Source organism: Bifidobacterium sp. M0353 (assembly GCF_016100645.1).
GTDB classification, from domain to species: Bacteria; Actinomycetota; Actinomycetes; order Actinomycetales; family Bifidobacteriaceae; genus Bombiscardovia; species Bombiscardovia choladohabitans.
Genome location: NZ_JACFSB010000001.1, coordinates 166,188 through 180,565 on the forward strand (window position 1 = coordinate 166,188; position 14,378 = coordinate 180,565).

General features: G+C 57.3%; 10 protein-coding genes and 1 pseudogene. 4 read left to right on the top strand and 7 right to left on the bottom strand.

Going from position 1 to position 14,378, the window contains the following annotated elements; all coding sequences use genetic code 11:
- Positions 1-157 precede the first annotated feature (157 nt).
- The gene (locus H3V04_RS00575) at positions 158-1,321 is read left to right on the top strand and encodes an IS1249 family transposase (RefSeq protein ID WP_198186876.1); all 1,164 of its coding nucleotides are present in this window, start codon (positions 158-160) and stop codon (positions 1,319-1,321) included.
- Positions 1,322-1,604: 283 nt separating this feature from the next.
- Here H3V04_RS00575 and H3V04_RS00580 read toward each other — a convergent pair whose 3' ends face one another.
- From H3V04_RS00580 to H3V04_RS00600, 5 genes are all read right to left on the bottom strand, one after another.
- Positions 1,605-5,390 (bottom strand): InlB B-repeat-containing protein, encoded by a 3,786-nt coding sequence (locus tag H3V04_RS00580; protein WP_198186877.1) that lies wholly within the window; start codon positions 5,388-5,390, stop codon positions 1,605-1,607.
- A gap of 1,854 nt (positions 5,391-7,244) precedes the next feature.
- The gene (locus H3V04_RS00585) at positions 7,245-7,823 is read right to left on the bottom strand and encodes a hypothetical protein (RefSeq protein ID WP_198186878.1); all 579 of its coding nucleotides are present in this window, start codon (positions 7,821-7,823) and stop codon (positions 7,245-7,247) included.
- A gap of 556 nt (positions 7,824-8,379) precedes the next feature.
- The gene (locus H3V04_RS00590) at positions 8,380-8,916 is read right to left on the bottom strand and encodes a Panacea domain-containing protein (protein ID WP_198176749.1); all 537 of its coding nucleotides are present in this window, start codon (positions 8,914-8,916) and stop codon (positions 8,380-8,382) included.
- Between the two features lie 35 nt (positions 8,917-8,951).
- On the bottom strand, positions 8,952-10,016 hold the full coding sequence (locus H3V04_RS00595) for a hypothetical protein (protein ID WP_198186879.1): 1,065 nt from the start codon (positions 10,014-10,016) through the stop codon (positions 8,952-8,954).
- A gap of 136 nt (positions 10,017-10,152) precedes the next feature.
- The gene (locus tag H3V04_RS00600; protein WP_198178902.1) at positions 10,153-11,004 is read right to left on the bottom strand and encodes an AraC family transcriptional regulator; all 852 of its coding nucleotides are present in this window, start codon (positions 11,002-11,004) and stop codon (positions 10,153-10,155) included.
- 265 nt (positions 11,005-11,269) lie between these two features.
- On the opposite strand from H3V04_RS00600, the gene H3V04_RS00605 reads away from it, so the two are divergent.
- The 3 genes and pseudogenes from H3V04_RS00605 (at position 11,270) to H3V04_RS00610 (ending at position 13,327) form a co-directional block, all read left to right on the top strand.
- Positions 11,270-12,769 (top strand): oligopeptide:H+ symporter, encoded by a 1,500-nt coding sequence (locus H3V04_RS00605; protein WP_198178904.1) that lies wholly within the window; start codon positions 11,270-11,272, stop codon positions 12,767-12,769.
- 61 nt (positions 12,770-12,830) lie between these two features.
- Positions 12,831-13,129, top strand: a pseudogene (locus H3V04_RS10440) (glycoside hydrolase family 127 protein); the annotation flags it as partial.
- 21 nt (positions 13,130-13,150) lie between these two features.
- Entirely contained in the window at positions 13,151-13,327 is a 177-nt protein-coding gene (locus H3V04_RS00610; protein ID WP_198184066.1) for a hypothetical protein, read from the top strand.
- A gap of 18 nt (positions 13,328-13,345) precedes the next feature.
- Here H3V04_RS00610 and H3V04_RS00615 read toward each other — a convergent pair whose 3' ends face one another.
- Together H3V04_RS00615 and H3V04_RS00620 are read right to left on the bottom strand one after the other, a co-directional pair.
- Positions 13,346-13,822 (bottom strand): MFS transporter, encoded by a 477-nt coding sequence (locus H3V04_RS00615; RefSeq protein ID WP_198186880.1) that lies wholly within the window; start codon positions 13,820-13,822, stop codon positions 13,346-13,348.
- Entirely contained in the window at positions 13,819-14,211 is a 393-nt protein-coding gene (locus H3V04_RS00620) for a MarR family winged helix-turn-helix transcriptional regulator (RefSeq protein WP_198184064.1), read from the bottom strand. The genes H3V04_RS00615 and H3V04_RS00620 overlap by 4 nt, the downstream gene beginning before the upstream one ends.
- Positions 14,212-14,378 lie beyond the last annotated feature (167 nt).

Sequence of the window (14,378 nt, forward strand, 5' to 3'; positions counted from 1 at the left end):
CTATGATTTTCGTTAGCAGTGTTGGGGCTATAGGAACTAAACGCGTTGTTTATGTTGGGGGTTTGGCCTTGTGGCTGTAAGCGTGTTGGGTGGTTGTTAATAGGTCGGGTTGTTAATAGGGGTCTTGCAGGGGTGCCCGTTCCTGTTCGATTGGGGAATGAGAACCAGATCGAAGAGGGCCAGGCATTGCCCCATATGCCATGGGCGGATGCGCAGGCATGGGCGCAACAGATCAGGCACGCAGCGCCGGATGTGTCCGTCCTGCTCGATCACGTCCACCGCGCGCAGGCAGGACCGGGCCCGCGCCGCGCAGTTGAGGGAGTTCCTGGACTGGCTGCTGACGGGCAGGACCCGGGAACAGATGGGGGCCATGGGCGCCAGGGCCTGGCGTAAACGGGTCGGCTGGTGCTGGAACATCAAGCCGGCAATCACACCGGACGGGGTGGTCCATCACACGCTCATGGCCGACGGCACGTATATGGCACACGGCTGGTGCCTCCTGATAGCGATCGACGGGCAGACGGGCCAGGTCATCGACCGGCAGTGGTGCCATCAGGAGAACACGGCGGCCTGCACGGCCCTGTTCTCCCGCATCCCCGGGCCCGACGTGCTCATCACCGACGGCCTTCGCGGCGTGCAGAAAGCCTGCCATGCCTGCTGGCCGGGCACGCGCATCCGACGCTGCCTGGTGCACGTGCAACGCAACACCAAAACCGACCTGACACTCAAACCACGACTTCAGGCCGGCAAGGAACTCAAGCGACTCTCCGACCAGCTCACCCGGGTCCATACCATCGAGGAAGCGGTGCGTTGGGGTGAGGCCTTGAACGCCTGGCACGAAAGATGGAAAACCCTCATCGACGAACGCACCATGGCCAAGGACGACCCAGCCAACCCCAAAGCCAGCCACCAATCCTGGTGGTGGACCCACCAGGAACTCCGCCGCTGCTACCGCAGGCTCGAACACCTCTTCCAAGACAGGCAGCTCTTCGCCTTCCCGGAACCCGAACTCACCGCCGGCGGGCCAGTGGAACGCACCACCAACCGGCTGGAAGGAGGAGTCAACCCACCCATCAAACGCACCCTCCTGCAACACCACGGCCTACCCGAGAGCCACATGAGACGCGCCTGCGAATGGCACTGCTACATGAAAACCGACAACCCCGACCCCGCCAGCCTGATCAGGGACGAACACCACCAGCCACGACCAGCACCCAAACGGGAAACCAGACAGGAACAGGACGAGCCCGAACACTACGGCACCGCCATCAACTGGAACGAGTTCCACACACCAGTCAGATACCCCAACACCACACTCTGACCAACACACAACCAAACCCACACACAGAACCTAAAACAACGCGTTTAGTTCCTATAGGCCCAGTGTTGGGAATCTGGTAATTGCTCTTCAACGAAGAAGACCCGGGGGATTGCCAAGCATGAGCGGACACCCTTTTCGCCCACCAGTCACGATTTTGTTCAGGCAACTCTGCCTCTTAGCTATTATGTAGCTTTAGCTAAAGAGCACAGCAACAGGCTAAGGAAATGGGTGGCCCGGCAATCTTGGGGTTTGCGGGGCCACCCCGCTTACTCGTGCAAAGAGTTTAGTGGCGACGGCTGCTGCTTTCTCGCTGGTGGGAGGCTGCTGCTGTGGCGCCTGCGGCGGCGAGCAGCCCTGCGGCGAGCAGGACCAGGAGTCCGGTGCTGCCGGCCCTGGGTAGGATGCCCTCGTAGGTGTAGCCCAGGTGGGCGGTCGCCTGCGCGGCGTTGTCTATGGTCCAGTCGACGGCCACGTCGACGGGTCCTGCGTCGTGGGGCGGGTTGGTGATGCTCCAGGTGCCGTCCGTGTTCCGGTAAAGGCTGGTTCCGGCGATGCCGCCGAACTTGACCCCAGTGAGCACCACAGGCGTCGGATCGAATGCAACCGCCATGGGGATCGTGCTTTTGGCTGCCGTTTGGTTGTTGCCCAACTGCCCGTACTGGTTGTCTCCCCAGGCCCAGAGGTTGCCATCCTGCCTGATGGCCAGTGAATGGAGCTGTCCGGCGCTGCTTCGAGCGGCCTTGAACGTTTGGGTCTTGTTTGCTGGGTCCTTGATGGTCGCAGGCTTGCTCTGATTGACGGTGCTGCCGATGCCCAGCTGGCCGTTGCTGTTCCATCCCCATGCCCAGAGGCTGCCGTCCCGGCCGACGACAAGGGAGTGGTTCACACCTGCGCTGATCTGGGCTGCTTTAAGGTTTTGGCTGGTATTAGTAGGGTTCTGCGCGGTTTGTGGCTTGTACTTGTCGCTGGTGCTGCCATCCCCCAGCTGGCCGTACCCGTTGTATCCCCAGGTCCAGGTGTTTCCGTCCGTATCGATGGCCAGGGCGTTCCAACTCCCTGCGCTGATTTGGGTGGCTTGGAAGGACTGATTGGGCAGTCGGGCCGGATTGGATGCGTAATTGGTGCTGTCGCTGGTGCCGTTGCCGAGCTGGCCGTTCGTGTTGTATCCCCAGGTGTACACGTTGCCATCGGCGTCCAGGGCCATGACGAAGCTCCAGTTGAGGCTGACCTGGACCGCATGCAAGGTCTGTCCCGGATTGTCCGGGTCGGCGGCTGGAGTCGGGTTCTTCCTGGTCGTGCTGTATGCGGGCGTCTGTCCCTTGCCGGTGCTCTCGCTGCCCCAGGTGTAGACGCGGCTTTCGGAGTCGATGGCGGCTGAGTCGGCGATGCCGGCGCTGACCTGTACGGCTTTGAATGGCTGGCCGCTGGTGTCCTTGACGGGCTGGGGCTTGTACCGGTCTGTGGTGGTGCCGTCGCCCAATTGCCCGTGATCGTTGCGTCCCCAGCTGTAGAGGATGCCGTTGGATCCGATGGCCAGAACGTGCGAGTCACCGGCTGCAACCTGCGTGTAGGTAAAGCCGGAGTCCGCGCCGTCGGGCAGGGGGATTCTGACTGGAGTTTTCTGCATGGCGGCATCTGCCGGTTTCTGAGCCAGTTGTCCGTATTTGTTGTTGCCCCATGCGTAGGCGTTTCCGTCGCTGGCGACGCCTATGGAGAAGGAGCCTCCGGCGCTGGCCTGGTTGAAGCGGATGCCCCGGTTGATGGTGGGTGGGGTGATGGTCACATGCTGGCCGCCGAGCACGTTGCCCTTGTCGGGGTTCAGGGCCCAGTGGGTGTCCATTCTGGTCCAGTGGGCGGCCAGGGTGATGTTGCCGGTGACCTGCTGGCTGAAGTCGTAGGCGATCCAGGAGTCGTTGCTGGTGTCCTTGGTGAACCATCCGTCGAACAGGCAGCCATCCGCTTTCGGATTGGGGAAGGGGCGTTTGGCCTGTTTGCCTTCGGTGACGGTCTGGTTTTGGGGCATGCCGGAGGGTGACGGGTAGGAGCTGTCCGTGCTGGTGAAAGTAACGGTGTAGGAGTCCAAATATCTGTAGGCCAGGTGGGCGTCCGGCTGCTGGCCGTTGAGAGTCCATGAGACGGCCGTGTCCACTTTTCCTCGGGCATGCGCGGGCGTGGTGACGCTCCATGTGCCGTCAGTGTTCTTGGTTATGTTTGTGCCTGCCGCTCCGCCGAAGCTGACCGCAGTGACTGTCGTCGTGCCGGGCAGGTTCACCCGGCCGGGGATATGACGATCGTTGGTGGTGTTGTCGCCCAGCTGGCCGTTGGCGTTTTTGCCCCAGGAGTACAGGTTTCCGTCTGAGGCCAAGCCGAAAGAGTTGTTGTCCCAACCGGCGCTTACCTGAACCCAGGTCAGTCCAGTTGGTGCGTTCTGTGGCGCAGCAACCCGGATAGGGGTGTTTCGCTGGGTAGTGGTGTTGTCGCCCAGCTGGCCATTGTTATTGGCACCCCAGGAGTAGAGGTTTCCGTCTGAGCCAATGGCCAGTGATGCAACAGATAGGAGGCTTACTTGTTTCCAAGAGAAATTAGGTAGCACTCCATTGGGTTTCTGCGCTTGAGTTGGCCCGTACACGTCAACGGTGAGCCCATTGCCGACGTTGCCTCTTCCGCCGTAACCCCATGTATATATGTTGCCGTCGGATCCGATCGCTTGCGAGTAGTAGTCCCCCATTTGGAATTGTCCCCAGGTCAATCCGGAGGGAGCCCCTTGTGGCCATGCGATTCGTACGGGCGTGATTTTATTATCGGTGATTGATCCTGTACCCACTTCACCACGGGTATTTGCGCCCCAGCCGTAGAGCCAGTTATCCGATCCCAAGGCCAGAGAATGCCATCCCCATCCGCTCATCTGCTTCCATGTGAATCCGGAGGGTACTCCGCTTGGCATCTTCACCTGGATGGGGGCATGCCGTTCAGTGGTAGTGCCGTCCCCCAGTTGGTTATGATCGTTGTCGCCCCAGCTGTAGAGCTTGCCGTCGGATCCCAGACCAAGAGCATGCAGGCTACCTACCGCTTCCTGCTTCCATGTGAACCCGGACGGGGCATTTTGTGGCATGTTAACTTGTTCGGGGGTGTAATGCGCGGTTGTAGTGTTGTTCCCCAACTGGCCATAGGTGTTGTCGCCCCAGCTGTAGAGCTTGCCGTCTGATCCCAGAGCCATGGAGAACAAGTATCCGGCTGAGGCCTGGACCCAGGTGAAATCCTGGGATACGCCCTGGGGTTTCTTCACAGGGACCGGCTCATGACGTTCAGTGATGGTCCCGTCGCCGAGTTGGCCATGATCATTGCTTCCCCAAGAGTAAAGGTTGCCGTCCGAGGCGACTGCAAGAATGTGCCCCCTTCCAGCGCTGACCTGGCTGAAGCGTATTCCTCGGGGTCCGGGCGGGGTCAGGGTGACTTTCGTGCCGCCGGCGACCGGCCCCTGCACAGGGCTCATGCTCCAGGCATCCGCCTTGGTCCAATGAGCGGTGAGCTTCAGATCGTTGGTGACGGGCTGGTTGAAATCGTAGGCGACGGGTGTTGAACCGATGAACCAGCCGTCGAACAGGTAGCCATCTTTGGTCGGATTCGCTGGACGTTTCGCGCGCTCGCCGTCAGCTATGGTTTGCGTCGTGTCGGTGCCTTGGGGGTTGCTGAAGGTGACGGTGTGCGATGTGGAGGCGCGTGATTGCAGTCCAGCGTTGTCTTTGTCGTCGGGAGTCCCGGTCTTGTCCGGCGTGGGGGAGATGGAGGGGGTCGGTTGTGTGGGATTCACAGGGGAGGATGAGGCCAGCGGAGAGGGGGAAATAGGAGAAACGGGAGTTGTTGCTGTTTCTGTTGGCTGGGTGGTGATGTCAGGAGCATTGCTGGACTGTTGCTTAGCTTCACGATCCCCCTCCTCCCCGCTATTCCCATATGGGGTCGGCGCGACCGCGCGGGCCGCACTGGATTCGGTTGTGGCGCTGTCTGCCGTGGCATAGGTGCAGACCAGGAGACTTGCGGGCAGGATAATGGCCAGCAGGAGGCTGATCAACAATGCCGGTCGAGCGGATATAGTTATATTAGAGTGCTGACGAGGCATAGTGTGATCCCCTTCCCCAGGAATCGCAGCCATATTGTCAAGAATCCCCAACATCCGGCGAATCACGCGCCGAAGACAACTTTGGCCGCTAATGACACAGTAGCATAAGCGCTGATGGTCTAGAACAAATAAAATTGAGAAATTTCTGTTTACTTTCTGACGATTTAATGGCGCTCGTCGGCTTTTCATCCATGGTTGGCCTTTCGTTTCTGAGGGTCCATTACCGATTTGGTAAGCGAAACAGAAGGGATGCCAAGAAAATAGGTATTGTTATCAATGCATCAGCGAGGAGAGCGAACTCAAAACAGTGCTATGCATGCCAAAAGTTCATTAGGGAAAACCGATAGCTATGAAACCATGGAGTTCTATGCAGGTATGCGAGAGATTCGTAGCGGACGATGCGGGTTTGTCGATGTGTTGAGAATGCGGTGTTGACAGCAATACAGGACCTGGTGATGTATCATCCAGGCTTTCTATTCGGTTGCTAGTACACACATTCCGACTGCAGTCGATCTTATGCTAGATGGTCATAGTTGATTACTTGATCAAACTTGGTTTTAGCGGCAGCAATTTATCAAGGTGATGGCAAATATCGACACAAAGTGCAACGACTCGGTATGCTTGCGTGCAAAAGTTCTGTTAATCAATGCTGACTTTTTCTGCCGTCATACGCCAAGCAGCCCAACAGTATGCGGAAGCACAAGAGCGACCTTCCGAGTCCTGACTTGGGTATGAGGCGCCAAGAGCAGACTGTCGGTCTGCGGCAAGATGTCATAGAGACAGGCAAAGGGGCAGCGAGGTAGAACTGAACACGTCGACTCACTTGCCTTTTATCTCCATGATCGTCCCATGTGGTTGCTGATATTTGGCCGAGTGCAGCAAAAGGATGGAGGCATGTGCAGAAGAACGGCGAGGCTGGCGTTGGGCATCAGCGAGGTGGAGCACCGGCAAATGGATGGGATGGTCTTGCAGCGCAGGCCGAGCGGAGGGGGTCTTTAGCATTAGCCATGCCAACAAGCTCTCTTTCTGGTTCTGTAAAAGCCTAATTAGAGCCTGCCCATCCATAACAATCGGCGATGCAGTTCCCCTCGTTGTCAATGGCTGGTCCCTCGTGGCCCTGCTGTAGTTGGTTCCACAGGTTGGGGTAGTCCTGAAGATTGAATCCGCCGCTGTGTTGAGTGGATGGGATAGATCCGCCTCTTCCACCGGTCAACGTGTCGGTGGAGGCGGCGGAGCCTCGCAGGCTCCGGCGGCCCCATCAGCCCCTCAAGGAGGTAACGGAAGTACAGATTGGCACCAATGGGTAGATCAAACAACTCCGAGTAGCTGTCATGCCGGGGAATTCTGCCCCATTGGGTGATTGATTGAGGATTTACCAGCGGGACCGGTTGCTTGGAAGGTCTCCCATCCCGCTGGCGTTACTTGTGAGCGACCATAAGGCTGTCTCTTTACGGTATTCTGCTGCACCCGCTCAAGAATGCGATCTGGTCCGGCTTGGGTCTGAACGTGTAGGCGTGGATAAGGATGTCAATAACATTTTGAATCGGCCTTTGAGCCACACACAAACGTGAGAACTTATTCTTAAACTATATGCATCGCTTTAGAGCTACACCGCTTTCCTTATAGGGTGTAGGTAGTAGCTTGTAATTGGGGATTATCAGCAGTGAATGTGGGCCGCTACTGCTGGAGCGAGTGCTGATACGGCCGTTGCGGATGTGATGAATACCCGTAGAGCTTTGCGTCGCACTTTCTTCATTGCATCAATATGGCGATGTGCCGGATCAGTGCAGGAGGCTGTACCCGGAATTATGCGGCCTGCTTCGGCAAACTCCGAACGTGAGGATCGAGCAATGCAATCAATTTGACACCATTCGGCTGGTCGCATGAGAGTTTGTGCGGATTACCCTGTTTAATGTCGATCTTTGCGAAGGGGAAGAAATTCTGCCCGTCGTCTGCTGGATAATTCAAGTTTGAAGAAGAGCGCTGCATAGCTTGTCCGTTCACCTTGCATTGCGCGGCTTCTGTCTGCTTAAGATCGGCCCGTCGCGCAAGTACATACAGGGTTCCCGGCTTGTTCGCGGAGATGGTTGTGACGCTGCTGTCACCAGAAACGTCGTACTTTGTCAAAGATGAAAGGTAATTGGAGGCCTGTTCCACGGACGGCTCTGACCGATTGGATCCCTGACAGCCCGAGAACAGGGCCACACTCATCAAAACTGCTACAAGGGCGATTATTTGTTTTTTCCAGATGGCGCCAGCCGTCCTTGCTTCGCTATGGAACCGGGCTGGCAATGCCGTGAGCCGACCCAAGTGTCCGTGCGGATCCCGCTGATGCGCCACTGTCGAATTAAAGTCCGTCTGCTCATAAGCCTTTGTCTTCTTCATCAGTTCTCCTTAGGCAGGTAGAGGAGGGTTCACGACGTTGTTAGTTGAATCTAAGTTTCATAACTCAGATGAGCGGCAATTAAATAAAACGAGTTTAGCTCTTTATTTAAGAAATACAAATATTTGCCAGTTTGTATCTTTCGTGGTCGAATTCTGGCTATATTTACGTGATTAGCCGTCATTCTCCTAATTAATCGAATAGCACCATGCATGCGGTTCCTACACGCTTTAATCCTGAGATCACAACAGGAATTGTGATCTGCTTCGAGCAAGTTTCTGAAGGTGTGTGCTTGTCACATTGTTTTCTTACCGGCTATTTACCAATACAGAAACAATTACTCGAAAACTTATATGAGTCTGGCTGAATTTCTGAGTTGTGCGGCCAGTTCAGTGAATGTTTTCTGTCCGCTGACTATTTCTTGTATCCAGCGATACATGCCATTGCGCTTAGGTTCGTCTGAATCGTCAATATCCAATTCGATACCCATTCTGAAAACCTAAGAAGACGAATCTTGCAAGACGGCTCTTTTGTCGGCTTGTTCCTTGCAGTGTTGCCTTATGTGTCTTCCAGCAGTTTCAGCGCATTTGGGAATCGCTCATCGACTGCACGAACACCTCCGGCTAGGGTTCTCCGCAAATCAGGATGATCAATGCCATCGTGAGAGCGGAGCATGGCTTCTTCAGTAATTTCTTTGTTCTTGCCGGATTCATATACAGCTTTCCAGGCTGAACCGTCGCGATGTAAATAGTCCACAAGTTCGAAGGCTGCCAATGGCCCGTATAAAGTGGCAACTCTTTGAACTACGTTTTTCGCTGCTCGGAGTCCGACTGAAGAATCGGTTTGATCATGCGCATCTATTATAGCGGGGGCAGTTATCCGATTTGGGCCATACTCTTTGAATGCTGCATAAACGCTCGGTTCCACGGGGCCGCTTTCCCAGGCTTGTACAGGTTCGTCGAAAAGCCTATGCCTGTGTATCCGGAGGCATTCAACCTGTGCGAAATACACCAGCTTGTTGATTTTCATATTTGTCAAATACAGGTGTGTATGAGGATAGGTGATCAACATGTTGGCGATAGTCAATGCAAGCATGTGATTCTTGCCTCCTTTCATGCTGATTTGCGTCCTCAGGGCAGCTGGTCCATATGCCCGCCGTAGTCATGGTTGACAGGGTTGGTGTTCCAGGGGTAGGGCAGTGCGGTCTGCGGATAGATGTCCGCCAGCACGTCGTAGCCTGTCGGGTCGTATTCGCGCAGCTCGTTCCTTGTGTTGAGCGGGCCTCGGACGCCGTCCCAGGTATCGTCGGCACTCTCGGCCATCACGTTGAACCACATGGCGGTTAGGGTGGCGAAGTACTCCTCGATGTTGCCCATCAGGTAGGTGTGCGGCCAGAGACCAGTCTCCTGTGCATGGCTGTAGGCGGCCTGGATCCGATGGGCCAGGCTCTGATCCTCCAGGCGGTTGATGCCCAGCAGGTGGATGGCGTGGCCGAATTCATGGGCCAGTATGGACTCGTTGGGGTAGCGGGTCTGGTGCACGTCCTCAGTGATACGTTCGATGTTGGCGGCGGAGATGGAAGTGATCGGGTCGCCGATCATGCCTCCATAGCCTTCCACCGGCCGATCCATGATCTGGGCGCCTCCGCGGTGCTCAGGTATGTCATAGACGTCCTCGTGCAGCCCGTAGATGGCGACCCTGGCACCCTCGGTGATCATGGTCTGGGCCACCTGCGGCGATGCGGACAGCATGGTGTCGATCAGATCGGCCGCAAGCAGCCGGGTGTGGTGCTGGACGTCGTCAGATGATTCGATGGGGATGCCGCAGCGGCAGTTGGTGAATTGGGTGTATTGATAGTGCCAGTTGTTGACTACGATTTCGACTTCCGGATCAGCCCGCTGTCCTTGGCGGTTGACGATGGCTGCATCCGCCAGTACGGTCAGGCGTCCCAGAACAGTGAAATCCAAGGGTTCCCTGGTAATCAGTGTTGACCGTTTTTTGATGGGTTCGTAAACGTTGAGCAGGTTCCACTCCACGTCGGTCCTCTCCATCAGCGGCAGGGGATGGTCGTCCAGGAAAAGGCGGAAGTGGCGGGGGTCGGCGGCTCCCTGCACCTCCTGATCCCAATAGAGTTCAATGCGTCGAGGATCGATCATTTGGCTGAAAATCACCCGAGGTGGATTGGTATGAGGCATTGGGGGATCTCCCTTCATCGCGGAATCACCTTGATGGTTTCATCCTATGGGACTTGTGGGCGAAATCTCTTTTGCGGAGACCATTGAGTCAATAAAAACCACCTATTGTTCCCTTCGCTCAACCCTGCGGTCGGGTTCAGTGGGAGTTGAAGTGACGCTGATGAAAGGTTCTGCGGTAGCGGGTGGGGCTGATGCCGGTGCTGCGTTTGAACACCTTCATGAAGTACTTGTCATCCTTGTAGCCGACGATGGTCCCGATGCTTTCCACCGTGTCGTCGGTCTCCACCAGCAGCGACTTGGCCGCCTCCATGCGGAAACGTTCGATCTCCTGAGAGATGGTGATGCCGAACTTCTGCCGGTACTTGCGCGACAGGTAGCTCTTGTTGTAATTGAAGTAGTTGGCGATCTGCCCCAGGCTGATGGGTCCCAGAGCGTGAATGCGGATCCAATCTCGCACCGGCTGCAGCTCATGAATGTTCATGGACTGCGTGCGAAGCAGCTGCCTGGTCTGCATGGTCACCTCGTAGAGCACGCAGGCCAGGATGGCGTTCAGATAACTTTGGTCGCCGTGCATCTGGTAGACGTCCAGCAGCTGGTTGGTGATGACGGTGATCCGGTCCATGAGCAGATTCTCGCTGTAGGCAGGCAGAAGGATGCTCGCAGTCTCGTCCACCCTAGGGTCGTCGCCGGTACCCTCGATGGGATTCAGACCGGGCAGTTTGAAGTGCAACCAATCAAACTTGAGGTTCTCGGTGATGGTGCGGAATCCCTGATGCTTCAGGTCGGGCGGGACGATCAGGAAGGTGCCGGGCCCTACCATATAGCGCGTATCGCCAATCTGCAGGGGCAGCGTGCCTTGGATGTTGCAGATTATTTCGAAGGTACTGATGACGCGCTTGTCGTGTTGCCAGCCCGGCTCGCCGATGAAGGTCCCGGCGGATACCAGCTCAGGTCGGGGCTGGCTTTCCTGGTCAAAGAACAATGTCATGAAAGTCGACCTCTCCTCGGGGGAATCGGTAAAAATGCTCCACGTATTGTGGATTCTAGGCCACCGGATACGGAATTGACCATCGCTACCATTGAAGACAGCATAGACAGTGGAGCCTAGGCACGTCAGAAGGAGACGGGACGACTGTGGCAGACCGGACCATTCCAGCGCAGGGGTTGGTGACCCAGGCGCCTGTAAAGAATCTATACCTCAAAATCTTCCACCTTTTCTATAAATTCACCACCATTCCGGGAGCGATGCAATCATGAAACACACTGAGAGCACCTTGGAGGAGGTCAGAGACGACAAGGGCTTCTTCGGACACCCTCGCGCCATCGGTACCCTGGCCCTGGGCAATTTCTGCAACTCGGCCGCCTGGGGCGCCTTCTACGCCCTGATGATCTACTACCTCTACACCCCCTTCTCCAAGGGGCTGGGATTCTCCCAGGGGGATGCGGCTCTGATGATCGCGGCCATGGGGGCGGCCAACGGGTTGCTCAACATCGTGGGCAGCTGGCTGTCCGACAGGGTCCTGGGAATGCGTAAGGCCTTGATACTGGGCAACCTGCTCAAGGCCATAGCCTTCTTTATCCTGGCCATACCTCCGACCAGTCAGGTCTTCGGACAGACCATGGCCTACATCGCCCTGGTGCTGCTGTCCATGCCCATCATGGGGATGTCCAACGCCTCCCTGACCGGGCAGCTCTACCGCAAGGAGGATGCCCGCAGGCGCGACGCGGCCTTCACCATCCACCAGTTCGCCAATACGGTGGCCGGAATCATCACCCCGGTCGTGGTGGGCCAGATCGGTCTGAGCAACTACCATATCGGCTTCGCTGTGGCCGGGGTCTTCGCCCTGCTCTACGGTGCGGCCATCTTCTTCACCCAGTACCGCTTCTTCGGACCCCTGGGCGAGGCTCCCATCAAGCCCTTGTCGGCCCGGGAGCGCCAGCGGATACTCAAGGGTCTGGTCATCGGGTTGGTTGTGCTGGCACTGGTCATCGCCGCCCTTGTGCTGACCAAGCATTTCAACCTGAACGCCATCATCAACGCCGTCACCACCTTCGCCTTCGTGGTACCCCTGTGCTTCCTGGTCAACCTGTTCGCCAAAAAGGACCTGACCGGCCGAGACCATACACACCTTCGGGCCTTTCTCTGGTTCTTCTTCGCGCAGATCATCATGGCCCTGGGCGCCACCCTGCTGACCAGCGCAATCGCCATCTTCCTGGACAAGAAGGTCAACCGGGTGATCTTCGGCATCACCATCGCCCCCGGCTCACTCCAGGTCATCTACATGGTCATGGATCTGATAGCCGGCCCCATCTTCATCTTCCTGTGGACCAAGACTCGTGCCGGGGCAATCCGGACCACCTATAAGTATGGTATGGGGCTGCTGGTCACGGCTCTGGCCTTCTTCACGCTGACCATACCCTCCTTGATTCTGGGCGGGAGCGGATCCTCCGGCTACTCCCTCTGGTGGGTGCTGATTTACTACGCCTTCATGGCCCTGTCCGACCAGCTGGTCGGACCGATCGGCAGCTCCCTGGTGTCCGGACTTTCGCCTGAATCCTACGAGACCCAGCTGCAGACCGCCTGGAATCAGACCGCGGCCATCGGCAATGCCATAGCCATCATATTCTTCAAATTCTTCCAGACGGCCGACCAGCAGGTCTACCTCTTCCCCATCGTGGCCGTGGCCCTGCTGGCCGTTGCGCTGGTGCTGATTGTGTTCAGCCGCCGCATAGAGAGGCAGATGGCAGCATGAGTCAGCGATTCAACATGAGCGGGCCCATCGACATCAGTCAGGCCAGCGTCGACGACCACTTCTGGTCAGAACAGCGGTCCTGCCCTACCAATGGAGGGCCCTCAACGACCAGGTGCCCGGCGCTGCGCCCAGCTACTGCATGCCCAACTTCAGTGCCTTCGCTGCTCTCAATGAGAGGCTGAATGTGCAGGAGGGAAGCGGGGACTTCCGGCCGCCGACTTACACCAACCAGGGATTCCACTGGCTGCCGGAGGACCCGGACCATCCCGATCCGGACAAGTTCTATGGCTACGTTTTCCAGGACACCGACTTCTCCAAACGGGTGGAGGCGCTGGGTACTCGCTGGCGCATCATCCGGATGCCGATGCGGTCATCCGCAGCATGGTCAGACTGCGGGTACCTGCCTGGCGTGAGTCGGCAGAGGGGGCTGATGCCGCTCCGCTCTACCGCCTGCGGCAACCTGTTCGCCGCATGCCGACCACGGCCACCCTGATTCCCTATTTCGCCTGGTCCAACCGTGGCGAAAACGAGATGAGGGTTTTCCTGAACGTGGACTGAAGGCCATTCTGCCATCCCTTAAGTGCACTGCGGTTTCTGGGAGCGAAGCAGGGCGGCCAGGGTCAACAGATCCTCCATGCCGCCGATGATCAATAACAGAATCAGTGCATGCTGGGAACCGTTGATGGTGCCCAACCCCTGTACGTCCCTTCCCGGCAGCAGGAGGGGAAAGACCGGAGCCAGCGCGTCAATGACCAGTCCGGTCAGGAATAGCAGGTTGGCACAAAGAAAGAGGGTTCGGCTGCAAAATCGACGCTTGAGGGCCGCCGAGAGCGGGGTGATGGAGGCGACGACCAGCAGGTAGAGGGTTGTCATCCATTGCACGCTGGAGGTCCCGATGCCGAAATGGCTCATGAGGGCCGGGAAGGTGATGTTCATGGCCGTTTCCACAATCACGCCGCAGAAGGACATGATGCCGGTGGCCACCACCGCGCCTATTACCCTGCGGGGGATTGCTGTGTTTTGCGCTTGTTGCGTTGCTCGGGTTGCGCTCATGAGCGAGACTCCTTTCCAGCCTGGGAGGGATCGTCGGAATTCAAGGTGGTGAAATAGGCCAGCACGCGGTCGAAGGCAGCCAGATCCCGATGGTCGAACTGGCGCTCCATGGCCTTTTGCTGGTTGTCGATATATGCCCGCACGGCTTTCTGCAGGTCACCGGCCTTGGCGGTGGGCGCAATGATGCGTTGGCGGCCGTCCCTGGGGTCGCGTTTGGCGGCGACCAGCCCGCTGGCCTCCATTCGCTGCAGGATTTTTGTCGTTGTGGATGGGCGGATGTCGAACTCCATCTCGATGTCCCGCTGGGTGCGGTCCTGGGATTTGCCCAGAAAGTCGATGATGGACATCTGGGTGCCCGTGAGCCTGTATTGGGCCGCGTAAGCATCCATGGATCGTGACCTAACGTTGGCTGCCTGTTTGATCCGCTTTCCATAGTTTTTGTTCAAAGGCTCTCCCCGGTTAGATTGTTGGCTGTCCAAGGAATGATCTTCCGGGTATGGACAAGTTGTTCAGATTCTGATAATTGGTCGCTCTGCCGGATCCCCTGTACAGAACC